Origin of the sequence: uncultured Brachyspira sp., from assembly GCF_944388875.1 — a bacterium.
Taxonomy (GTDB): Bacteria; Spirochaetota; Brachyspiria; order Brachyspirales; family Brachyspiraceae; genus Brachyspira.
This window is the reverse complement of record NZ_CALXKQ010000001.1, coordinates 350,166-372,908: the sequence shown is the minus strand read 5'-3', so window position 1 is coordinate 372,908 and position 22,743 is coordinate 350,166. Positions and strand designations below refer to the sequence as shown.

At 28.4% G+C, this 22,743-nt stretch carries 22 protein-coding genes; 12 read left to right on the top strand and 10 right to left on the bottom strand.

Annotated features, from left to right (window positions below):
* The first annotated feature begins 9 nt into the window (after positions 1 to 9).
* From Q0J69_RS01720 to Q0J69_RS01675, 10 genes are all read left to right on the top strand, one after another.
* On the top strand, positions 10 to 723 hold the full coding sequence (locus tag Q0J69_RS01720) for a hypothetical protein (protein ID WP_297203744.1): 714 nt from the start codon (positions 10 to 12) through the stop codon (positions 721 to 723).
* 152 nt (positions 724 to 875) lie between these two features.
* Positions 876 to 1,652, top strand: coding sequence for a hypothetical protein (locus Q0J69_RS01715; RefSeq protein WP_297203742.1), 777 nt, complete (start codon positions 876 to 878; stop codon positions 1,650 to 1,652).
* Positions 1,653 to 1,654: 2 nt separating this feature from the next.
* Positions 1,655 to 2,347 (top strand): ABC transporter ATP-binding protein, encoded by a 693-nt coding sequence (locus tag Q0J69_RS01710; protein WP_297203740.1) that lies wholly within the window; start codon positions 1,655 to 1,657, stop codon positions 2,345 to 2,347.
* Positions 2,348 to 2,554: 207 nt separating this feature from the next.
* A complete protein-coding gene (locus Q0J69_RS01705; protein WP_297203738.1) occupies positions 2,555 to 3,772 on the top strand; it encodes an FtsX-like permease family protein in 1,218 nt (405 codons plus the stop codon).
* Positions 3,765 to 4,436, top strand: coding sequence for a hypothetical protein (locus Q0J69_RS01700; RefSeq protein WP_297203735.1), 672 nt, complete (start codon positions 3,765 to 3,767; stop codon positions 4,434 to 4,436). Before Q0J69_RS01705 ends, Q0J69_RS01700 begins: the two co-directional genes overlap by 8 nt.
* Positions 4,437 to 4,443: 7 nt before the next feature.
* A complete protein-coding gene (locus Q0J69_RS01695; protein WP_297203733.1) occupies positions 4,444 to 5,502 on the top strand; it encodes a hypothetical protein in 1,059 nt (352 codons plus the stop codon).
* 684 nt (positions 5,503 to 6,186) lie between these two features.
* Entirely contained in the window at positions 6,187 to 7,245 is a 1,059-nt protein-coding gene (locus Q0J69_RS01690; protein WP_297203731.1) for an ABC transporter ATP-binding protein, read from the top strand.
* Complete coding sequence (locus tag Q0J69_RS01685) at positions 7,242 to 8,060, top strand: ABC transporter permease (RefSeq protein WP_297203729.1); 819 nt, start codon at positions 7,242 to 7,244, stop codon at positions 8,058 to 8,060. Before Q0J69_RS01690 ends, Q0J69_RS01685 begins: the two co-directional genes overlap by 4 nt.
* A 12-nt stretch (positions 8,061 to 8,072) precedes the next feature.
* Positions 8,073 to 8,879, top strand: a complete 807-nt coding sequence (locus Q0J69_RS01680) for an ABC transporter permease (RefSeq protein WP_297203727.1) — start codon at positions 8,073 to 8,075, stop codon at positions 8,877 to 8,879.
* 38 nt (positions 8,880 to 8,917) lie between these two features.
* Positions 8,918 to 10,120: an ABC transporter substrate-binding protein gene (locus Q0J69_RS01675; protein WP_297203725.1), complete on the top strand. Its 1,203-nt coding sequence runs from the start codon at positions 8,918 to 8,920 to the stop codon at positions 10,118 to 10,120.
* A gap of 99 nt (positions 10,121 to 10,219) precedes the next feature.
* On the opposite strand, the gene Q0J69_RS01670 is transcribed toward Q0J69_RS01675, so the two are convergent.
* From Q0J69_RS01670 to Q0J69_RS01635, 8 genes are all read right to left on the bottom strand, one after another.
* On the bottom strand, positions 10,220 to 11,878 hold the full coding sequence (locus tag Q0J69_RS01670; RefSeq protein ID WP_297203723.1) for an ABC transporter ATP-binding protein: 1,659 nt from the start codon (positions 11,876 to 11,878) through the stop codon (positions 10,220 to 10,222).
* Positions 11,879 to 12,137: 259 nt separating this feature from the next.
* Complete coding sequence (locus Q0J69_RS01665) at positions 12,138 to 13,886, bottom strand: ABC transporter ATP-binding protein/permease (RefSeq protein WP_297203721.1); 1,749 nt, start codon at positions 13,884 to 13,886, stop codon at positions 12,138 to 12,140.
* 31 nt (positions 13,887 to 13,917) lie between these two features.
* The gene (locus tag Q0J69_RS01660; protein WP_297203719.1) at positions 13,918 to 14,475 is read right to left on the bottom strand and encodes a TetR/AcrR family transcriptional regulator; all 558 of its coding nucleotides are present in this window, start codon (positions 14,473 to 14,475) and stop codon (positions 13,918 to 13,920) included.
* 189 nt (positions 14,476 to 14,664) lie between these two features.
* On the bottom strand, positions 14,665 to 15,270 hold the full coding sequence (locus Q0J69_RS01655) for a hypothetical protein (protein ID WP_297203717.1): 606 nt from the start codon (positions 15,268 to 15,270) through the stop codon (positions 14,665 to 14,667).
* A 47-nt stretch (positions 15,271 to 15,317) separates the two neighbouring features.
* The gene (locus tag Q0J69_RS01650; RefSeq protein ID WP_297203715.1) at positions 15,318 to 15,719 is read right to left on the bottom strand and encodes a YbaN family protein; all 402 of its coding nucleotides are present in this window, start codon (positions 15,717 to 15,719) and stop codon (positions 15,318 to 15,320) included.
* Positions 15,716 to 16,132: a nitrous oxide-stimulated promoter family protein gene (locus tag Q0J69_RS01645; RefSeq protein ID WP_297203713.1), complete on the bottom strand. Its 417-nt coding sequence runs from the start codon at positions 16,130 to 16,132 to the stop codon at positions 15,716 to 15,718. Before Q0J69_RS01645 ends, Q0J69_RS01650 begins: the two co-directional genes overlap by 4 nt.
* A gap of 90 nt (positions 16,133 to 16,222) precedes the next feature.
* Entirely contained in the window at positions 16,223 to 17,461 is a 1,239-nt protein-coding gene (locus Q0J69_RS01640; protein WP_297203711.1) for a variable surface protein VspJ, read from the bottom strand.
* Positions 17,462 to 17,646: 185 nt separating this feature from the next.
* The gene (locus Q0J69_RS01635; protein ID WP_297203709.1) at positions 17,647 to 18,315 is read right to left on the bottom strand and encodes a hypothetical protein; all 669 of its coding nucleotides are present in this window, start codon (positions 18,313 to 18,315) and stop codon (positions 17,647 to 17,649) included.
* 187 nt (positions 18,316 to 18,502) lie between these two features.
* Here Q0J69_RS01635 and glyA point away from each other — a divergent pair, with 187 nt between their 5' ends.
* A complete protein-coding gene (gene glyA / locus Q0J69_RS01630; protein ID WP_297203707.1) occupies positions 18,503 to 19,921 on the top strand; it encodes a serine hydroxymethyltransferase in 1,419 nt (472 codons plus the stop codon).
* A gap of 76 nt (positions 19,922 to 19,997) precedes the next feature.
* Here the strand turns inward: glyA and Q0J69_RS01625 are convergent, their stop codons facing one another.
* Both Q0J69_RS01625 and Q0J69_RS01620 read right to left on the bottom strand, forming a co-directional pair.
* Positions 19,998 to 20,432: a PTS sugar transporter subunit IIA gene (locus tag Q0J69_RS01625; protein ID WP_297203705.1), complete on the bottom strand. Its 435-nt coding sequence runs from the start codon at positions 20,430 to 20,432 to the stop codon at positions 19,998 to 20,000.
* 99 nt (positions 20,433 to 20,531) lie between these two features.
* On the bottom strand, positions 20,532 to 21,188 hold the full coding sequence (locus tag Q0J69_RS01620; RefSeq protein WP_297203703.1) for an HAD family phosphatase: 657 nt from the start codon (positions 21,186 to 21,188) through the stop codon (positions 20,532 to 20,534).
* Positions 21,189 to 21,313: 125 nt separating this feature from the next.
* On the opposite strand from Q0J69_RS01620, the gene Q0J69_RS01615 reads away from it, so the two are divergent.
* On the top strand, positions 21,314 to 22,732 hold the full coding sequence (locus tag Q0J69_RS01615) for a PTS mannitol transporter subunit IICBA (protein ID WP_297203701.1): 1,419 nt from the start codon (positions 21,314 to 21,316) through the stop codon (positions 22,730 to 22,732).
* The last annotated feature ends 11 nt before the right edge of the window (positions 22,733 to 22,743 follow it).

Sequence of the window (22,743 nt, the reverse complement as noted above, 5' to 3'; positions counted from 1 at the left end):
ATTTAATATATGAGAAATATTTTTATAGTTTTATATTTAGTTTTTGCTCTTTCAGCTTTTCCATATAGTAAGGATTTTAATGAACTTTATAACTTGTATTATATGATTAATACAAATAAAGAAGGGGATTTAAATGCTGTTATAGAAAAGATAAAAAATGGTAATTATGGAAAAATAGAAAAACAAACTTATGAGAATCTTATTTTACTTATGGATATATATATGAATCCTAAAAGTAAAAGAGAGGCTTATAAATTATTAAATGATAATATTAATAAAAATACTCCTCTTTTATCTGAAAAAGATGCTGATTATATGGCTTCTGTTGCTGATGTGATGAGCGGTGCTATTAATTATTCCTCATTTAATGATGTTATAAAACTTTCGGCAAAAGCTGGGGAGATATATGATAATGCTTTAAAAATCAATGCGAATCATTTTCCTTCGCTTTTGGGCAAGGCAATACTTACAGCATACAGTCCTGAGTTTGTAGGAGGCGGAATAGATAAAGCACTTCCAATATTTAAAAAGGCTGAAAGCAATGCCAAAGAGAAATGGGAAAAGCATACGGTTTATTTATGGACTTCTCAGGCTTATTTTAAAAATAATGATAAAGCCAATTATGATAAATACATAAAAATGGCAAAAGATATATTTCCAGAGGGGGCTTTTATAAAAAATGTTATTGATATGAATGCTAAAGGAAAGGGTATGTTTAATTGATATATTTACGAATTATTAAATATACTTATATATTGTGCGTTTTTCACTTTGCGTGCCGTAGGCAAGCGAAGTGAAAAAGTTGAATAAAAAAATTGAGAAACTTAAAAATTTTCAGTATATATAAAATTGCTGTAATAAATAAGGATATTAAAATGTTTAGAGTGATTGTTTTAATTTTTATTAGTTCTTTCTGCGGATTATACGCTGAGATTTCAAGCGAAGCTAATAATATATTAAAAGAAATAGATAATAAAAATAATGAATATCATTCAGGAGAAAGACTTGTAAGAACGAGCGAGGCTAAAGATATTTTAAGCAGAATAAAAAACAGTAATTTAAGCGAAGAAGAGAAAATGTATTTAAGTATAGAATGCTATACTTTATGGGCTAATGTATCTATTGCAAGCGGAACTTTTGAAGAGGATTATAAAATATTAGGGGATATATATAAAAATCTTAAAAAAGATAAAGTTTTTAAAAAAGGCTCTTCTGATATTTACGGAGCTTATGCTAATTTTGCTAACTCTTTCACATCGCTTGCTTTTTTCAATAAAAAATATCCTTACAGCGTGATTGTTGATATGTATACTTATTCTCGTTTGGCTTTATTAAAGAATAAAAATAATATAAGAGCAAAGCAGGTATACGGAATGTGGCAGATAGCTACTTTGAGTTTTTATAATAATGCTGCATACTATTCTGTGATGACATCATTAAATTATACAAGCAGTTTACCAGATTATATGATTTACAGAGCTTATATTTATAGATCTATGGCATATATGAAAGTAAATGAAACGGATAAGGCATTTGAAGAATTGGATAATGCTTTGAAAATGTATCCTAAAGGTTTTTACGGGTATTTATTAAAAAGCTCTTATGATAAAGGTAATGATGGATTTTTAAGTGCGGAGGGGGCTGACTTTTAATTATGATAAGATGCGAAAATATATCAAAAATATATAAGACTAAAGATTATAATATATCTGCAAATAAAAATATTAGTTTGGAGATAAAAGACGGCGAAATTGTTTGGGTGGCTGGAGTTTCTGGATCTGGTAAAAGTACGCTTCTTCACATACTCTCAAGTATAGATATTCCTACAGAGGGAGCAGTTTATTGGAATGATAAAGAGGTTTCAAGATTGAGTGATAAAGAAAGAAGCAGTTTCAGACTTTTAAATATTGGGCTTATTTTACAGTCTCTTGAGCTGTTAAAAACTCAGAGTGTATTTGATAATGTTGCACTTCCTCTTAAATTTTTAAACGAAAGTTCTTCTAATATAAATAAAAAAGTTAATGAAATATTAGAAAACTTAAAAATATATAATTTAAAAAAGAAAAAACCAGAACAGCTTTCAGGAGGACAGAAGCAGAGGGTAGCTATAGCTAGGGCATTAGTAAGTGAAGCTCCTTATATATTTGGCGATGAGATAAGTGCAAATTTGGATACTGACACAAGCAAATTTATTTATGAATATATAAGAAGCACTATAAAGAGAAGAAACGGCATAGGTTTTTTTATTTCGCATGATGAATTGATAGAGAATTATGCTGATACAAAATACATTATGAGGGAGGGAGTTATATATTCTCCGCACCGTATTGCTAAATATTATAGATAGTACGCAATTATATATTATTATACGAATAAGTGATTTATTATAATTAGTACTATTTGGTATTATTTTTAACTTGCACTTTTTGGTTCTTTTGGCGAAGCCCGCCACTCTGTGTGCCGTAGGCAAGCGAAGGCGGGAAAAAGTTGAATAAAAAAATTGATAAACTTAAAATTAAATTGATATTGTTAATAACTATAACGGAATAGATAAATGAATATAATAAAATTAGCTTTTGATAATCTTTGGTATAATAAAACCAGAACAATTTTAAATATGATACTTATTATAGTGTCTTTTGTATCTCTTATGATGATAAGCGGATATAATAATTTTACTAAAGAAGGCATTATTACAAGTATAAATACAAGCGGAGGCTCTATTGTAATAGCTGATAAATCCTATTGGGATAAAAAAAGCGAAAAAATTAATATGCTTAAAGATAATGATTTTGAAATTATTTATAAAAAACTTGAAACTATAAATGAAGTTAATGATTATCAGAAAAAACTTGATATAAGCGGACTTATAGGCAATGAAAATAAAAGTAAATTTTTTTCAGGGTATGCTTATGAAAAACCTTCAAAAATCATGTCATCAGTTTCTTTAAAGTCTGGCACGCCTATATTCGATGATGATATTAATACTATGGTGCTTGGTAAAGATTTGGGAGAGTTTTTTAATCTCAATTATGATGAAGAGTCTTATTTAAATTTGATGACTGATTTCGGAGAGGGCATAAGTTTAGGTTCTTTAATGGCTGTAGGTTTGATATCATTAAATAATAGTGCTTCAGATGCTATTACTATTTACTGTCCTCTTAATGCTGTATATGAAGTATTTGGTCTTGAATATGGTGATGCTCATAATTTACTCATATATTTAAAAGATTATAAAAAGGCGGAAGAAATAAAAAATGATCTTAACAAATACTTTAATGAAAACAATTTAAATTATGAGGCTAAAGACTGGAAGGATTTGAATGCATTTTTGCTGTCTGTAATAGATATGAACACTAATAATTATTTAATAGCTTTGGGAGTATTAAGCATATTAGTATTTGTTTCAGTTATGCAGATGCTTACTACAAATTTTTTGGAGAGATTAAATGAGTTTGGTACTATGCGTGCCTTAGGAATAAATATAAAAAATGTAACTTTGCTTTTATTTTTGGAAATTATAATAATGGCAGTATTAAGTTCAGTTATTTCGATAATTATTTCTTACAGTGCTTCTGGAATACTTAATGCTTCAAACTTTATAATGAAATTTCCGGGGGCTACTGACGGATATTCTTTAAGTTTATTACTAACATTCAAAGATACTGTTTTAATATTTGCATGGGTATTATCTGTATCAATTTTAGCAGGTATTTATCCAATAATAAAGGTTATAAAAATGCCTATAATAGAGGTTATAAAATATGTTTAGAGTTTTATTTATAATAAGTATTTTATCTTTTAATTTGTATAGTCAGAATATATTTAATGATTTTGTTAATATTTATAATAGAGGCGGCAAAAGTTATAAGATGTCTGGAACTTTTACTGATATAAAGGACGGCAAAAAAACTATTAATAATTTTGATATGATAGTTGGAAAAGATTATAAATTAATGTATTTAAAAGATAATAAAACTTTATTTTTAGCCAATAAGCAGGGTTTTTTTGTTCAAGGAGAGAAGCAGGTTTCACCTTTAAAAATCTCTGGAAGTTATGTTGTAACAGGTGCTGCCAATATGAATGATTTGATGTCCATAAACTTTACTGATGATTATAAAATTGAAAAAGAGATAAGTTCAGAAGAGATAAATTTAGTAAAGAAAAATAGAAGCGTTCCTTATGCTAAGGCGGTACTTAAAAAAACTTCAAACGGTTATAATATAGATTTTTTTGATAACAGCGGTAAAGCATTAAAAAGAGGTATATATAAAGTAAATAATAATGCTTTTAATGATATGGAGTTTTATAATTTGATTATTAATACCAATTTAAGCACAGTATGTCATATATCAAGTACAGAGCCTTCAAGTTCCTCAAGTTCATATTTTAGAAGCGAGAATATGAAAATGCTTTTTAGTTTATTTAAAGATTAATTAAGAAATGAAAAATATAAAAATATATCTTATTTTTTTTATTGTATCGTCTATAGCATTCGCTGATATAACTCCTAAATTTGGAATAAAAAATAATTTTAGCTATATAGATATGAAAGAAACGGAATTTATACCAAATTCTATTTTAAGCAATGATGCTTATTTTTATTTGGGTTTTGAATATATTAATAATAATTTTTATTTTGCATTTAAGCCGTCAGTAAGAATATATACAAAAGATAATAGAGATATTATTTATGATAACGGTAATTTTATAAAGCAGACAGATAATAAGGCTTATGCTTCTTTTACTTTTGATGAGCTTCAGTTTACATATATAAATGATATTTTGGGTTTTTATATAGGCAAAAGAAAATTTCATTTCGGAGAAGGTTTTAATAGGCAGTATATGTTTGTGGGCGATAGTGTATTATATAATGATTTTGACGCTTTATACAACAGCGAGCTTAATTTTTATCAGGATAATATAACGCATTCTATAGGATTTATCACAGACACAAAATCAATAGATTTACTAGAAGAACCAAAGTATTACATAGCTTGGTATTATTTAAAATATTCTTCTTCTCATTTGGGTTTAATGGCTATTACAAAATATACTTATGACTTAACACTTAAAAATAATTTAATGCTTGGTTTTGAGGCTTCATATATATTTGACATAGGCTTTAAACTTTATGGAAATGTTACTTACAATATTTTAAGCAGCGACAATATAGGGAAAAGCCTTAATGATATAAAAAGTTTACTAGGTATTAATTATACTTTTATTTATAATTATGATTTTATATTAAGTCCTTATGTAGAATATTTTTATGAAGATAGTCATTCATTTTATTCTATAGGGCTTTATTTATATTTTCTTAACAATCTATTTAATATAATAACTTATTTTTCTCATTCGCCTAATTATAAAATGGATTTAAATGCCAAACTTCTTATTAATTATAATAATTTTAGTTTTACTTTTAATTATTATACTCCTTTCAAGAGCAATCAAATTTTGGAGCATGTATTTGAAATAGCATTGGAGTATAATTATTAAAAATTAAAGTAGAAATAATAAATACACCTACTATAAAAAATAATACTACCATCATATATAAATTAAATTCTTCTATATGAGAGTGCATTAAGAAAGGTAGCAAAATACTAAAAGGAAGCAATGATAAAAGACCTATAAACAATACAATTTATATTATTTCTCCAACTGTATCAGTGTAATTATCTCTTTCTAAAATAACATTCATATCTCCAATAAATTCATTAGTTTCAAAGCTTTCATTTGTAAAAAGAACTTTTAATGTTAAAATGCAGTTAACGGGGTCATTTTTAATATAATTTATTTGAAATAGAATTGTTTACATAAATCTTATTGTTTTTCAAATTAAAATCTGAGCTATTTAAATCATAATGAGCTGCTTTTAATAACCCCCTTTTTATTTGCATTGATAAATATTTATATAAAAAAATGAGTAAAAAATCTATTTATAGTATTGACATTATTTGTATTTGTATTATATTAAAGCACTATAAAAAACAATTAGCAATAGCTCAAGTAATGGATATTCTTTGCAGGTGTATCTGTTGACTAAGAAAGGCTTATTATTAGCTGGATCGAAAAAAACCCTATGCGGGTAAGCGACGAGTAAACTGCGTTTTATACGTTAAAATGTATATACGTAATTTTACGGAGGCTATTGCAAATATACGCATAGGGGGTCGTTTTATGAACGATAATATTATCGTGTCTTTAAAGAACATCAATGTTTCCTACGATGAAAACTCAATACTTGAAAATCTTAATTTAGATATCAAAGATAAAGAATTTTTAACTCTCTTAGGTCCTTCAGGATGCGGAAAAACTACTATATTAAGAACTATAGCAGGATTTATAAAGCCAGATTCTGGTGAAGTTTTATTTGACGGAAAGATGATAAATGATACTCCTCCGTATAAAAGAGAAGTTAATACAGTCTTTCAAAGATATGCATTGTTTCCGCATTTAAATGTTTTTGAGAATATTGCATTCGGACTTAATTTAAAAAAGGTTGCTAAATCAGAAATTAAAGAAAGAGTTTATCAAATGCTTAAAATGGTTAACCTAGAAAATTACGGCGGAAGAAATATAAACAGTCTTTCAGGAGGTCAGCAGCAGAGAGTTGCTATTGCAAGAGCATTGATTAATAAGCCTAGAGTACTTCTTCTTGATGAGCCTTTGGGGGCATTGGATTTAAAATTAAGAAAAGAAATGCAGATAGAGTTAAAGAAGATTCAGCAGTCATTAGAGATAACTTTTGTTTATGTAACACATGACCAAGAAGAAGCATTAACTATGAGTGATACGGTTGCTGTTATGAAAGATGGTGAGATACTTCAGCTTGGAACACCTGAAGATATATACAATGAACCTAAAAATGCATTTATTGCTGACTTTATAGGCGAAAGCAATATTATAGACGGTATAATGCATGAGGATTATGTTGTAGAGTTTGCAGGATATATATTTGACTGTGTTGATAAAGGATTTGAAAAATTAGAAAAGGTTGATGTAGTAATACGCCCTGAAGATATAATAGTTGTGCCTCCTGAAAATGCCAATATATCGGGTTTAGTTGAATCTGCTATATTTAAAGGAGTGCATTTTGAAATGATACTTGATGCACATGGCTATAAATGGATAATACATTCCACAGATAAATGGGAGGCAGGTACTGAAATAGGCATAGATGTAGCTAAAGAAAATATTCATATTATGAAAAAAACTGTAGAAGAGGTGATGATATGAAGACAAAGATACCAGCAATACCTTATTTAATTTGGACATTAATTTTCGTATTAGTTCCTCTTTTTTTGGTTATATATTTTGCATTTACCAATCAGAAAGGCGATTTTACTCTTGATAATTTTGCAAATGTTACATCGTTCACTCCTGTTATAGTACGTTCTGTTGTACTGGCTGCTGTTTCTACTGTTATATGCCTGATATTGGCTTATCCTTTATCATATTATATATCAAGACAGGAAAAGACTATTCAGCATGCACTTATAATGCTTGTAATGCTTCCTATGTGGATGAACTTCCTTCTTAGAACTTATGCTTGGATGAGCATACTTGAGAATAACGGACTCATAAATAGAGCTTTTCTTTTTATGGGACTTTCTCCTGTAAAACTTATAAATACTCAGGCAGCTGTTCTAATAGGTATGGTTTATAATTATTTGCCTTTTATGATACTTCCTCTTTATTCAGTTATGACAAAGATACATAATAGTTTGATAGAGGCTTCTCAGGATTTAGGAGCTAATTCTTTTAATGTATTTACTAAAGTGATATTCCCATTAAGTTTGCCTGGTATGGCTGCAGGAGTTACAATGGTATTTGTGGCTGCAGTAAGTACATTTGTAATTTCACGTATGCTTGGAGGCGGTTCTAATATACTTATAGGCGATTTAATAGAGATGCAGTTTTTAGGAATGTCTTATAATCCTAATTTGGGTTCTGCTATAAGTTTAGTATTAATCGTTATATCTCTATGTGCTATTATGCTTATGCAGCAGATAGATGAAGAAGATGAAGATGTTAAGGGTATGTTTTTATAAGGATATGCCGTTATGATAAAAAAGATTCTTTCAAGAAGCTATATTGCTTTTATATTTTTATTTTTATATGCTCCTATAGCAATACTAATTTTCTTTTCATTCAATAAAGCTAGAGGACGCGGAGTATTTACAGGCTTTACTCTAAATTGGTATAGAGAATTATTTTCTAATGATTTAATATTAAGTTCATTTGTTAATACAATAATAGTAGCTTCTATATCATCCGTACTTGCTACTGTTCTTGGTACTATGGCTGCTATAGGAATTAATGGTTTCAATAAAAAAATGAAAAGTGCCATAATGGGTGTTACCTATATATCTATAATCAATCCTGAAATTGTAACAGGAATATCATTAATGCTTTTGTTTGTTATAATGAAATTAAAATTCGGATTTACAACTTTGATTTTAGCACATATAACTTTTAATGTACCTTATGTTATATTAAATGTTTTACCAAAATTAAGACAGCAGGATAACAGTTTATATGAGGCTGCTTTGGATTTAGGATGCACTCCTTCAATGGCTTTTTGGAAGGTTGTTATACCTGATATACTTCCGGGCATACTTGCTGGTTTTCTAATGGCTTTGACTTATTCATTGGATGATTTTGTTGTTAGCTATTTTACTTCTGGTATTACCTCTCAGACTTTGCCTATAACAATTTATTCTATGACTAGAAAAAGAGTAAGCCCTGAGATTAATGCTATATCTACGGTTATATTCATAGTTGTGCTTATAAGTTTAGTTATTATGAATTTAAAAGAGATAAAGAAAGAAAAATATTTGATGCAGCTTAAAAGAAAAATACATAAATAATTAAAATAAAAAAATAAATATTTATAAGGAGAGTAACAATGAAAAAAAAATTTTTTGCCGTTTTAATGTTAATTGCTGTATCGGCAAGTGCACAAACAGTTGATCTCAGCAATTTTGACACTAACTATTATCATAAGTTTAAAGGGCAAAATTTATCAGTTAATGTTTATAACTGGGGAGAATATATATCTGACGGTTCTGACGGTTCGCTTGATGTGAATAAGACTTTTGAAGAACTTACAGGTATAAAAGTTAATTATTCTACTTTTGCCTCAAATGAGGAATTATATGTTAAATTAAAAGTAGGCGGAATTCAATACGATGTTATTATACCTTCTGATTATATGATAGAAAAATTGATTAAAGAAAATCTAGTTCAAAAATTAAATTATAATAATATCCCTGCTCACACAAATATAGCTAAAAGATTCGTTAAACTTCCATTTGATCCTACAGGAGAGTATTCTGTAGCTTATACTTGGGGAGTAACTGGTATAGTTTATAACAGACAGTTAGTATCAGAAAACGAAGAAGAAATAGATTGGAAAATACTTTTTGATAAAAAATATAAGGGTCAGATACTTATGTATTATAACCCTAGAGATGCTTTTGGTATAGCTCAGGCATATTTAGGTTATTCTTTAAATACCACTAATGAAACAGAATTAAGAGAATGTGCAAGAATATTAAAAGAGCAAAAACCATTAGTGCAGTCTTATGTAATGGATGAAATATATGACAAAATGGAAGCAGGCGAGGCAGCACTTGGAGTTTATTATGCTGGAGATTCTTTATCTATGATGGAAAGCAATCATGATTTAAATTTTGTTATACCTAAAAAAGGTGCTAACTTATTTGTAGATTCTATATGTATACCTTCTAGTTCTGGTTCTCCTGAATTGGGTGAAATGTATATTAATTTCTTATGCGAACCTGAAATAGCATTAGCAAATATAGAATATATTAATTATGCTTCTCCTAATGACGGAGCTATTGCTATAATGAGTTCAGCAACTAGAAATAATAAAATAATATATCCTGATCAAGTAACTTTAGATAATTGTGAAGTTTACATAACTTTACCTGATGAAACTAATATATTAATGGAAGATTTATGGAATGAAATACTTTCTAATGATTCTACATATAAAGGATGGGTTATCCCTGTTGCTTTGGGAGTTATAGTACTTCTTTGCGTTATTATAATAGTAATGAGAAAAATGAAAAAAAGAGAAAATTAATTTATACGCATTATAAAAATAGAGAAGCATGTATATATAAAATATGCATGCTTCTTTTTTAAACTTTTTCTATTATTATTTTGGCTTTTATATGAATTTTCAGCTTACTCTGTCAGTTTTCATCTTATAAACTTTATCTGCTATATTAAGTGTAGAAAGTCTATGCGACACTAATACAATAGTTTTATCTTTACTATTTTCTTTTATTGATTTTAATATAACAGCCTCATTTAAACTGTCCAAATTACTTGTAGGTTCATCAAGAAGTATAAAAGGTGCATTATGCAAAAAACTTCTAGCTATTCCTATACGCTGTTTCTCTCCGCCTGATAAAGTATCTCCAAGCTCTCCTACATTAGTATCATATCCTTTTGGCAAGGTCATAATAAAATCATGAAGCGAGGCTTTTTTGCATGCTTCTATAACTTCTTCTCTCGATGCATTTTGATTCGCTATTTTTATATTATTTTCTATTGTGTCTTTAAAAATAGAAGTTTCCTGTGTTACATAGCTTTCCATATCGCGAAGAGAATCTGTATTTATATCTTTTATATTTGCATCAGATATTTTGAGGCTTCCTTTTTTGATATCCCAAAAACGCATGAATAGTTTTAAAAGTGTAGATTTTCCGCTTCCGCTTTTTCCGCTTATTCCTATTATCTTATTAGGCTCTATTTGCAAATTATAATCATTTAATATCTCTTCGCCTTCATAGTCAAAATATATGTCTTTACATTCTAAACCTTTAAACTCTAAATCTTTCTCTCCATTATGAACTTCTTCAATAATAGGTTTTTCTTTAAGCAAGTTTAACACTCTCTCTCCGCTTGCTAAAGTCATAAACAAATTATTTGATAAATTACTTAGTGCTATAACAGGTCCGAATGAGCTTGCCATTGCTATAGTAGGTATTATAATATTAGCAAAATTATTTTTTATATCTTTTGATAGTATAATGCTCACAACAAGTACAGCAAATGTAAATAATGTTACAGCAGAAGTTGTAATACCTGATATAAAGCCTTCATATTTTTTTAGCTTTTCATTGATATGCATTAAGCTGTCAGTTTTTGTTTCTATATTTTTTGCTCTTTTCTCTCCGTATCCGAATTGCAGTACCTCTTTTATCCCCCATAAACTATCAAGAAAGTAACTGTTTAATTTACCAAAATCATCTCTGTAAGACATTCCGTCATTTTTACCAAACTTTAATGAAAAATAAGGTATTATAAAGCCTATTGTAATATATCCAAGTAATGCTATAGCTCCTAATACAATATTAAAACTTCCTATAAAAATTGTCATAATAATTGAAGTTAATACTCCTATTGCTATAGGAGAAATAGTATGTGCATAGAATACTTCAAGAAGCTCAATATCGCTTGTAATAAGTGCTATTAAATTTCCTTTATCTCTTCCTTCTAGTTTGGCAGGTGATAATTTTCTTAAAGCCTTAAAAACTTTATCTCTTATTAAAGCAAGCAGTTTAAAAGCTATAAAGTGATTGCTAAGCTGTTCTATATAGTGAAGTACTCCTCTTAAAACAGCAAGTACTAACACTATTATAAATATTGTTTTTACCGTAAATAAATTATTTAATCCTAAATATGTTAATATGGCATATCCTCCGAATATAGTTATTGATATTGCACATAAAAAACCTAAAACTCCTGTGGTTATTGCAAGTATCATAACATGTATAAGCGGAGTTATTAAGCCGATTAATTCCGCCATAATTCTTATACCGCTTCTTCTCATTTTATAAACTCCTTTATTTATATTTGTGGGGACTAGCCCCAACCCCCCACTTCTTTTGGTGACCCAAAGAAGTAGGCACAGCCCGCAGTCGCGAAGGACTGCATTTTCTAGCTTAAACATACAATTTATACAACATGTAAAACACAAATTAGTACTATTTAGTATTATTTTTATGCTTGCACTTTTTGGTTCTTTTTGCGGCGGGAAAAAGAACAATAAAAAAAATTACAAATTTAAAAATTTTAAGTAAATATTTATTTTATATAGCTATTCTTAAACTATCTCCTTTTGTTATACTCTCTAAATTAGTCTGCTCATTAAAAACTTTAGCATACTCTCCATTTATATTCATTAACTCATTATGTGTACCTTCCTCTTTTATAACTCCGTCTTTTAAGAAGTATATTTTATCTGAAAGAATAGAGTTATAAAGTCTATGTGATATTAATATAACAGTTTTTTCTTTAGCGATATCTCTTATCACTTTCATAATACTCTCTTCGCTTTCAACATCAACATTAGAAGTAGCCTCATCAAATATATATATGTCGCCTTTAAGAAGTATAGCTCTTGCTAATGCCAATCTCTGTTTCTGTCCTCCTGATAAGTTGGCAGCCTTCTCCATTATCTTAGTATTAAGTCCCTCTTCAGACTGTAAAAAATCATAAAGCTCAACTTTTTTTAATACTTCATTCATCTGATTTTCTGTTATATTATCTCCTGCCATTTTTAAATTATCATATACAGTACCTTCAAATAAATAGCTGTTATGATCCACTACAACTATTTTTTTGTATAAATCATTCTTATCTATTGTGGAAATTTCTATATCTCCAATCTTAATAGAGCCTTTATAATTTTCATTTCTAAGCGATATAAGCCCTGCAATAGTGCTTTTTCCAGAACCTGAAACGCCCACTATAGAAACAAATGATTTTTCTTTTATAGTCATATTAATATCTTTTAATATAGTTTTATCTTCATTGTATGCAAAACTAACATCTTTAAAAGTAATCTCTTCATTATTTTTATTTATTTTATTTACTCTTTTATCATCATCTTTCATATCAAGTATTTCAAACATCTTATCGCTTGCAGATATTCCATTCATAGCAATATGAAAGAATGAGCCTAAAAGTCTTAATGGAATAAAAAACTCGGCAGAAAGCATTATTATAGTAAATGTGCCTGAAAGATTAATATTGCCTTTCATATATTCAAGCACAGAAATTATTACTCCCAAAGCAGCACCGCCATAAGCTATTATATCCATTATAGTTGTAGAATTAAGCTGCATAAATAAAAGATTCATAGTGGCAATTCTAAACTTTTCAGCCTCTGTATTCATCTCTTCATTCTTCTTTTCATCAGCTTTATATATTTTTAAAGTAGTAAGTCCCTGTACATCTTCTAAAAATATCTCTCCCAAATCGCTGTAGCTTCCCCAATATTTTTTTAATATTCTTTTAGCAATTTTTACTATAGCAACTATTGATATAGGTATAAGAGGAACGCATATTAAAAGTATAACAGCTGATTTTATGCTTATAGTAGAAAGCACAGCAAAAAGAACTATAGGAGCTATCATGCTGTAAAAAAATTGAGGCAAATATCTTCCAAAATAAGTTTCTAGCTGGTCAACTCCTTCCATAGATATTTGCACTATTTCGCTTGTAGAAAATTTTTCTTTGTATCTGCTTCCGAGTGTTAGGAGTTTTGAATATATTTTCTCTCTTAAAGTCTGCTTAACTCTGCCTGAAGCATGACACGACATTTTTGACATTAAAACAGTAAATCTGAATCTTAATACTATTATTACAAAAATAGCAATACATAATTTTATAATATCTTCTTTTATTATATTACCATTAGAAGCCTTTTGTATAATATCAGCCATAAAAAATACGGCTGTTATATTAAGTGCCAGATTAACAAGCTGTATTATAACATGCCAAGCTATATATTTTTTGGCATCTCCCATCAAAGCAATAAGCCTTTTATTAATCATAAAACTTTTTCCTTTATATTTAATTTTTATATTAATAAATAGTTCTTTTAATAATTTCTTTTATAGAAGAACTATCATAATTTGAATTTATAATGGCACTCATAATAAATGAGAATATTACATCTATAAATTTATTATGAGTGAAATCTTTATTAAAAGCATCTGTTCTAACTTTTTTATCTTTCATTAGTGTTTTATATAAACTTTCTTTTATATGTTCTATCATTTTTTTCATTGCATTCAAACTTTTATCTTTGTTTTTCTTAAACATTATTGTGGAATGTGCAGTTAAGAAATTCGGATATTTTTTATTTCCTTTCTCCAAACTTTTAAAAATTGAATCAATGCTGTCAATAAAATTATCAGATTCTATACAAACATTTGACGGATGAAATATATCAAACCACACGCTTACTATTACAGCAATAGTTAACTCTTCTTTTGATTTGAAATAATTGTATATAGAACCTACAGCTATATTAGCTTCATCAGCAACAGAACGCATATTAATAGAATTAAGTCCTTTTTTTCTTATCAATTCTCTGCTTGCTTTTAATATATCCTCTTTTGAAGTTACAGCATTATTCATAAAAATAAACCCTATAAATTGAACATTGTTCATTATTTTAAATAAAAAAATGAATCAATTAATGAACATTGTTCAGTATAGTACATTTATTATTATTTGTCAATACAAAAATTAAATAAATAGTTAACTGTTTATATTATATAAACAGTTAACTCATAGTCTTAGGAGAAGGAAAAAACGCATTATTGCTTAAAAATAATATCTGCCTCCTACACTTATTCTTCCAAAACCAGCCTTATTAATTTTTTCAGGGTATCCAAGTTCTTTTCCATTAGGTACTAAATGAAGCCCTCCTCCGAACTCCAATACTATACCTACATGTTTGCTTACATTTATATTAAATCCTGCCCCTCCTCCTACTTCCCAATAAAAAGGTGAGGAAAATAAAAATTTACCGCTTCTGTCAGCATCAAATGATAAAAATCCGAAACTTGCAAATGCAAAACCATATCTTGATATAGTTACCTTTCCTACATATTCATCATTATTTCCAAAAGTGAATTTCTGCATAAGTCCTAACTGATACATTTGAGGACTGTCATCATATATTTTAGAGCCTGTTATTGCAGTGTAGCTTTTAATTTGAAAATTATTATATTTCATAATTTTAAAACCAAATTCTATATTAACGGTTGTTTTAATAGAATCAGAACTGCTGAATAATCCTATAGAAAAAAATCTATTATCTAACACAGACTGAAAACCTTTTTTTTCTGTGTCTTCCTCAGCATAAACGTATGCAGATAAATAAAAAATAACAGTATTTAACATAAAAATATATTTTAATATTTTCATTATTATCTCCTGAAAAAATAGGGTATGATTAAAAAAGAATCAATCAATTAATTATTATCAGTTTTTTGAAGTTCATTAATTTCTTTTTCATCTTTTATAGTTTTTATTTGAGTAAAGAAATATAAATATTTTGCAATAAAGAGTATTATAAGTACGATTCTAGCATGCAAGTTATTTACAAAAATAAATGTAATTATAAGCATAGCACTTACAGGAAGAAGTATGCTTAGTTTAGATTTTAAAGTCATAGCTCTTGAATTAACAAAACTCTCTAAATGCTTTTTATAAAGTTTTGTAGATATAAACCAATCATGAAACTTTTTAGAGCCTTTTGCAAAAAAGAAAGAAGCAAGCAAAAGAAAAGGCGTAGTAGGTAAAATAGGAACAAATATTCCTACAACTCCTATTCCTACAAATATAAAACCTAAACTTATAAATAATATTCTCATATAATACCTTTAAAATCTAATTTTTTATTTTTATTTAAATTATGCTTTATCATAACAAATATATGTTTTAATGCTATAGGGGGATTATGAAAAAGCATTCTTTTTCCAGAAAAAGACATAATATTTTTTATTTTTTCTCTCATATCTTTTCTATAGCATGGAGTAGGGCATGCACTGCAGAAAGTTTTATGCTCCATATACCTGCATTTATCTATTCTTAAAACAGCATAATTATATATCTCTTCGCATTCTTTACAAATATCTCTGCTTCCAAATGTCTTATAATAAGTTTTATGATATTCTTTATGATTATGTCTGCAGTATATTCTTATCATATAAAGAATAGATTTCTTTTCATGTTCCCTTTTATTTTGTAATTTATATTCTTTACTTATTTCATAAGAATTAATCATTTGTAAGCCTTTAAATATTATTTATATTCTATTGGGCATCATTATTTTAATGACACCCAATAATCTATCCCAAATCAATAATTTAGCAAATTAAAATCTATAAGTAATTCCTGTACTTCCATTAAACACAAGTCCGCTGTCAGAACTGTTTCCTATATTATCAACGGTAGTGGCACCTCCAACCTGAGCTTCAAAATACCATTCCAAATTAGGCATAGGAGTAATATATAATTCTCCGTAAACTAAATATCCAAGCGAATAAAATACAGGCGGTATTCTTACAGGCTTCATACTTGCTATTCCAGCATTAACTCCTCCAGTAATCATAGAAAATGATACGGCAGGTTCTAAATATAGAGTAATAAACTCACTCTCAGCAGTAAATCCGACTGGAACAGATAAGCCTATAAATTGAGGTTTTGTAATATAATAATCAGTTTCTCCTATTGTTATAGTTCCCCCTGTTTCAAGAGGTAAATTATGAGAAGATGGATTATATGCACCAATAGCTCCAATAGGAGAAGAAGCATCCACTTGATAAAAACCAAATCCGCTTGATCCAGTTTGACCACTTATAGTATATGAAGGACCTCCAAAATCTTTTAATGAAGCTTTGTATATTAATCTTATTTGAGGCTCTATCAATATAGGGTCTGTTGCTGCTATAAAATATCCTCTTACATCTATACCTATAGAATGTGCCTGAGTATCATCAGGAAATCCGAATGTAGTATTATGACCAGGGACAACAGGTGCCGAAGACATACTATAAACTCTGCTGTCATTTGCTTTCATTGAGTACATGCCGTATTGCAAATTAACCCTTATTCTGCTGAATATATCATTGCCCGTATAATATTCTACCCTTATATCAGTTGAAACAGCCATATCTCCGTCATTAACTCCTCCCATTCCAACTCCTATTGTAACAGGTATGTTGATTCTTAAATTATCATTTAAAGCAGTTGCTGTTATTATAGGAGTATGTGCATGCCAAGTTCCAGATATATATTTAAATTGATATCCAAATCCTATGCCAAAACTATCTGTTTTATATCCAAATCCAGCTGTAGCAGCAGGTCTGAATGTATTAACACCTCCCTTAACTCCATTATCTAAATTATCAATTAATACTCCAGCAGTTTCTCCTTCAACTCCTACCATAAATCTCAAATTTTCTGTTCCTGCCAAAACTCCGAATCTGTCAAGCCTTATAGTGAGCTGGTTTTCATCAACTAGAAAATCATTAAAATCTTCTAATATTGTATATCCAAACACACTATAAGCACTTATTATTAAAGCTGTTAAAATATAATATAAACGTTTCATTTTTTTATCCTCAAATATTTTTGTTTATAACTTCTCAACAACTTTGTATCCGCCTAAACACTATTATTTTTTATTATTCATTTTTTATTATCAAACTGTTTATTATTTTTTATATGTTTTATTATTCCATACTTATTTCCTCCTTACTTAATATTTTTTATTTTCACTTTGTAAATATATTCTTCTTATAAAGGTTTCTTATATTCATTATTTCTTTTTACAGCTTCTTCAAGGAATTTTCCATTAGGATATATTCTTTTACTCATATCAATATATTTATTATAATTTTCATTATCCTTTATTTTGAAATAATACTGAGAAAGCCAAACATAAGATAAATATTTTTGGTATCTTTCTTCAGCATTATTTAAAGCCTTGTTAAAATATTCAAAAGCCTTTTTATTGCTTCCACCTGCTATAGCTGGGGCATGCATATATCCTATGGCTGTGCCAAGAAGAGCGAAGAAATTACTATTATCTATTTCTAAAATTTTTTTATATATTTCTTTACTTTTTGAACCAAAAGAAATTTTTTCAGGTAATTTACAATAATAAACTATATAATTTAATAATTCAGATACGCTTATTAAATAGTCTGTATCATCAGATTTTATATAGTCTTCATTTTGATTTATTATCTCTTTTAAATAATTGTATTTTTCTTTTTCATCTTCTATACCTTTTGATTTTATTAAGGCATATATATTTTTATATGTTTGAGAATTGTTATTTTCTATTGATTTTATTCTATAGTTTGAAGAATAATAGTTATTATAAAAGCTATTAATTTCTTTTGAATTATATGAGTATAATGTATTTGTTATTATCATTGATATGATTATTATATATTTCATTTTATAAACCCTTTATAAAAGTTAGTTATATCATCTAATTTGTTAGTATATTCTAACATTTAAATAAAAAAAATCAATAGCTGGAATTATTTTTTATTAAAAAAGAGTATATAGGTATATTTAATAATTGAAAAAAAAATTATATTAATATATCATTACTGCATATAAAAATTTCATTGGAGGAAACATGCCCATATCTAAGAAAAAACCAGCAGATAAAAGTTCATCAAAATCTGCTAAAAAAAGTGCTTCTGCTAAAAAAACTACTGCTGCTAAAAAAATTACTAATACTAAAAAAGCAGTAAAAACAGCAGAAAAGAAAGTAGCTGCTCCTAAATATTATGTATCAGAAGTTCCGCTTAAAACTGCTGATAAAGAAATATTTGCTGCTATGAAAAGTGAGTATAAGAGAGAGGTAGGCGGATTTGAACTTATAGCTAGTGAGAATATAGTTTCACGTGCTGTAATGGAGGCTCAAGGGTCTATATTCACAAACAAATATGCAGAAGGCTATCCATCAAAAAGATATTACGGCGGATGCAGTGCTGTGGATGTTGTTGAGAATTTAGCTAGAGAAAGAGCAAAAAAATTATTTAAAGCACCATTTATTAATGTTCAGCCTCATTCTGGTTCTCAGGCTAATATGGGTGTTTATATGTCAATACTTCAGCCGGGGGATACTTGTTTGGGATTATCACTTGATGCAGGCGGACATTTAACACATGGTAAAAATGTCAATTTTTCTGGTAAAATATATGATTTTAAGCATTATAATGTAAATAGAGAAACAATGCAGATAGATTATAATGAAGTTAGAGATTTGGCATTGCAGCATAAACCTAAATTAATAGTAACAGGCGGAAGTGCTTATCCTAGAGTTATTGATTTCAAAAGGTTCAGAGAGATAGCTGATGAAGTAGGTGCATACTTACTTGTAGATATGGCACATATTGCAGGACTTGTTGCTGCAGGGCTTCATCCTAATCCTGTTGAATATGCTCATTTTGTTACTGGAACTACACATAAAACTTTGAGAGGACCTAGAGGCGGATATATTATTTCTACAGAGGAAGAGCTTGCTAAAAAAGTTGATAAAACAATATTCCCAGGTATACAAGGCGGACCTTTAATGCATGTTATAGCTGCTAAGGCTGTATGTTTTAAAGAGGCATTAGACCCTAAATTTGTAAAATATCAGGAGCAGGTTTTAAAGAATGCTGATGCTATGGCTAATATGTTTTTATCTAAAGGATATGAACTTATTTCAGGAGGTACTGATACGCATTTGATATTAGTTGATGTAAAAAAATCCAAAGGTATAACTGGACAAATTGCTGAAACAGTTTTAGATAAAGCACATATCACCATAAATAAAAACGGCATACCTTATGATACAGAATCTCCAATGGTTACAAGCGGTATAAGACTTGGTACTCCTGCTATTACTACAAGAGGTTTAAAAGAGAAGGAAGTTATGGAACTTACTCAGTATATAGATGAGGTTTTAAGCAATAGCGACAATGAAAAAGTTATAGCTTCCGTTGCTAAGAAAGTTGATGCTTTATGCAAAAAATTCCCTATGTATAAATATATATCAGAGATGTAATTTTTTATATTTTGATATATTGATTAAAATAAAAAGGTGCTTCATTAATAATGAAGCACCTTTTATTAATTATAAATCAATTAAATAAATTTAATATTTGCTCTTCAGATAAATCTTCCTCTATTATTTTTTTTAGTAAGTCATCATCTCCAAGAACATCTGCCAAATCTGCTATTGCATCTTGATGGCTGTCTGAATCTTCTGCAGCCAATGTAAAAAACAAATAAACTTTCTTTTCTGTTTGATAAAAATCAACTCCTTTTTTAACTTTTAATAAGCTCATTCCTTTTTTTATAACACCCTCTTCAGGCCTTGAATGCGGCATAGCAACTCCGTCAGTCAAAACTATATAAGGACCGTTTTTCTTTACATTTTCTATAATAGAATCCACATATCTAGCTTCTATATTTCCAGCATCTAAAAGGGGTTTTGCTGCTGCTCTTAAGGCTTCCTGCCAATCTTTTATACTATCTGCAATTTGTATTTTGCCATTTAACATTTCTTTTAACATAATAAAATCCTTAGTTATAATTAATATTTTTATCATATATTAAATATCAATTTTAACAATAATATTTTTTGATTATTTAGAAAATTGATATTTATAAAGTTATGATTCTATATAATTGAAGACATCATTTATTTTATCTACAACTATATAAGCCCCTTTTTCTATAAGCTCTTCTTCATTGTAGCTGTTAGTAATTGCTATAGATTTAATTCCTGATTTTTGAGAAGCTTCAATTCCAGCTAAACTATCTTCAAATATTATAACATCATCTTTTTTCAAATTATTATTATATTCCTTAAGAAGTTCAAAGGCATATAGAAATAAATCAGGTTCTGGCTTAGCTTTTAATTTATCATTAAAGCATGAATAGCCTTTAATATATTTAGATATTCCTTTTATATCAGAATATTTTTTTACATAATTAATATTACTATTAGAAGCTATAACCATATCTAAATCTTTAAATCTCTCCAAAGTTTCCATAACTCCGTCAAATACATTCAAATCAGTTTCAAGTAATTTATGAAAATATTTTTCTGTTTCACTAAAAAAATTATCAGGAACATAATATCCCTTATTTTTTAGAATATTCCATATATCATTTGTCTGCATTCCAGCCATAGATTCAAAATCTACATCTTTAAGTACATTCATTCTGCCAGCAGTTTCTATCAATGATTTTGTGTATATGCTTTCGCTATTCACTAATGTTCCATCAAAATCAAATATTATTGCTTTAGGTTTTATAATACACATATAATATTCCTTAAAAATATAAAAAAAATTAATATTTAGTAATTAAAGTAGTAATAGTTTTACAATATATAAAAGTATGTTATAATATATAATAATAGTACTTAAATTTCAAGGAGATTTTTATTATGAAGTTAGATAAAATACAAAAATTTGGAAGGTATCTAAGCAATATGGTACAGCCCAATATTGCAGCCTTTATTGCTTGGGGATTGATAACAGCATTATTTATTCCTACAGGATGGTTTCCGAATGAAACATTAAATGGTTTAGTTTCACCTATGCTTACATATTTGCTTCCTATACTTATAGCATATTCAGGCGGAAATATGGTTTACGGACATAGGGGAGGAGTTGTAGGAAGTATAATGGCAGCAGGTGTTATAGTAGGTTCAAATATACCTATGTTTTTAGGAGCTATGATAACCGGACCATTAGGTGCATTTCTTATAAAAAAATTGGATGAATTGATCACACCTAAAATACCTACTGGTTTTGAAATGCTAATTAATAACTTTTCTGCTGGAATACTAGGCATGATTTTAGCTATTATTTCATTATTCATTATAGGTCCTGTTGTAGAAACTATAAGCAATGCTTTATCATCTGGGGTACAAGTATTGGTAGATTTAAAATTATTGCCTTTAGTTTCAATATTAGTAGAGCCTGCTAAAGTATTTTTCTTGAATAACGCTATAAATCATGGAGTTTTCTCACCTATAGGAATACAGCAGGTTGCAGAATCTGGTAAATCAATATTCTTCACAATAGAAACTAATCCTGGACCTGGTTTAGGAGTATTATTAGCATATACTTTATTTGGTAAAGGACGTTCTAAAGCAACAGCACCTGGAGCTGCTATTATACATTTCTTTGGAGGAATACATGAAATATATTTCCCTTATATATTGATGAATCCTGTATTAATTTTGGCATTGATTGTAGGAGGTATGAGCGGAGTTTTAACTACTTTGATACTTAAAGGAGGATTAATAGCTGTGCCTGCTCCTGGTTCTATAATAGCAATGTTAGCTGTAACTCCTAAAGGCGGTTTTTTGGCTACAATATCAAGTGTAGTAGTTGCAACTGTTGTAACTTTTTTAATTGCTTCAATATTTGTAAAAAGAGCTCCTGAAGAAGATTTAGAAGAAGCAATAGAAAAAAGCAAGTCTAATAAAACTTCTGGTAATATTTCAGATAAAAATAATAATACTGTAGAAGTATCAGAAATTAGTTTTGAAGATGCAATAAAAAAAGTAGAAATAAAAAAGATAGTTGTAGCATGCGATGCTGGTATGGGTTCAAGTGCTATGGGAGCTACTGTTCTTAAAAAGATAGCAAAAGAAAAAGGTTTGGATTCTATAACTATAGTGAACTCTGCAATTTCTAATTTAGATGACAGTGCTGATATAATCATCACTCAAAAATCATTGACTAATTTAGCTAAAGAAAAAATGCCTAATAAAATACATTTAAGCATCAATAATTTTATGGATAAAAATTTCTATAATGAAATAGCAGATAAAATCAAAGAGAATAAAAAATAAGGAGATAATAT

Excerpts from the sequence above, each read along its gene's own strand:
- Q0J69_RS01720 (WP_297203744.1), top strand. The coding sequence starts at position 10 with ATGAGAAATATTTTTATAGTTTTATATTTAGTTTTTGCTCTTTCAGCT.
- Q0J69_RS01715 (WP_297203742.1), top strand. The coding sequence starts at position 876 with ATGTTTAGAGTGATTGTTTTAATTTTTATTAGTTCTTTCTGCGGATTA.
- Q0J69_RS01710 (WP_297203740.1), top strand. The coding sequence starts at position 1,655 with ATGATAAGATGCGAAAATATATCAAAAATATATAAGACTAAAGATTAT.
- Q0J69_RS01705 (WP_297203738.1), top strand. The coding sequence starts at position 2,555 with ATGAATATAATAAAATTAGCTTTTGATAATCTTTGGTATAATAAAACC.
- Q0J69_RS01700 (WP_297203735.1), top strand. The coding sequence starts at position 3,765 with ATGTTTAGAGTTTTATTTATAATAAGTATTTTATCTTTTAATTTGTAT.
- Q0J69_RS01695 (WP_297203733.1), top strand. The coding sequence starts at position 4,444 with ATGAAAAATATAAAAATATATCTTATTTTTTTTATTGTATCGTCTATA.
- Q0J69_RS01690 (WP_297203731.1), top strand. The coding sequence starts at position 6,187 with ATGAACGATAATATTATCGTGTCTTTAAAGAACATCAATGTTTCCTAC.
- Q0J69_RS01685 (WP_297203729.1), top strand. The coding sequence starts at position 7,242 with ATGAAGACAAAGATACCAGCAATACCTTATTTAATTTGGACATTAATT.
- Q0J69_RS01680 (WP_297203727.1), top strand. The coding sequence starts at position 8,073 with ATGATAAAAAAGATTCTTTCAAGAAGCTATATTGCTTTTATATTTTTA.
- Q0J69_RS01675 (WP_297203725.1), top strand. The coding sequence starts at position 8,918 with ATGAAAAAAAAATTTTTTGCCGTTTTAATGTTAATTGCTGTATCGGCA.
- Q0J69_RS01670 (WP_297203723.1), bottom strand. The coding sequence starts at position 11,878 with ATGAGAAGAAGCGGTATAAGAATTATGGCGGAATTAATCGGCTTAATA.
- Q0J69_RS01665 (WP_297203721.1), bottom strand. The coding sequence starts at position 13,886 with ATGATTAATAAAAGGCTTATTGCTTTGATGGGAGATGCCAAAAAATAT.
- Q0J69_RS01660 (WP_297203719.1), bottom strand. The coding sequence starts at position 14,475 with ATGAATAATGCTGTAACTTCAAAAGAGGATATATTAAAAGCAAGCAGA.
- Q0J69_RS01655 (WP_297203717.1), bottom strand. The coding sequence starts at position 15,270 with ATGAAAATATTAAAATATATTTTTATGTTAAATACTGTTATTTTTTAT.
- Q0J69_RS01650 (WP_297203715.1), bottom strand. The coding sequence starts at position 15,719 with ATGAGAATATTATTTATAAGTTTAGGTTTTATATTTGTAGGAATAGGA.
- Q0J69_RS01645 (WP_297203713.1), bottom strand. The coding sequence starts at position 16,132 with ATGATTAATTCTTATGAAATAAGTAAAGAATATAAATTACAAAATAAA.
- Q0J69_RS01640 (WP_297203711.1), bottom strand. The coding sequence starts at position 17,461 with ATGAAACGTTTATATTATATTTTAACAGCTTTAATAATAAGTGCTTAT.
- Q0J69_RS01635 (WP_297203709.1), bottom strand. The coding sequence starts at position 18,315 with ATGAAATATATAATAATCATATCAATGATAATAACAAATACATTATAC.
- glyA (WP_297203707.1), top strand. The coding sequence starts at position 18,503 with ATGCCCATATCTAAGAAAAAACCAGCAGATAAAAGTTCATCAAAATCT.
- Q0J69_RS01625 (WP_297203705.1), bottom strand. The coding sequence starts at position 20,432 with ATGTTAAAAGAAATGTTAAATGGCAAAATACAAATTGCAGATAGTATA.
- Q0J69_RS01620 (WP_297203703.1), bottom strand. The coding sequence starts at position 21,188 with ATGTGTATTATAAAACCTAAAGCAATAATATTTGATTTTGATGGAACA.
- Q0J69_RS01615 (WP_297203701.1), top strand. The coding sequence starts at position 21,314 with ATGAAGTTAGATAAAATACAAAAATTTGGAAGGTATCTAAGCAATATG.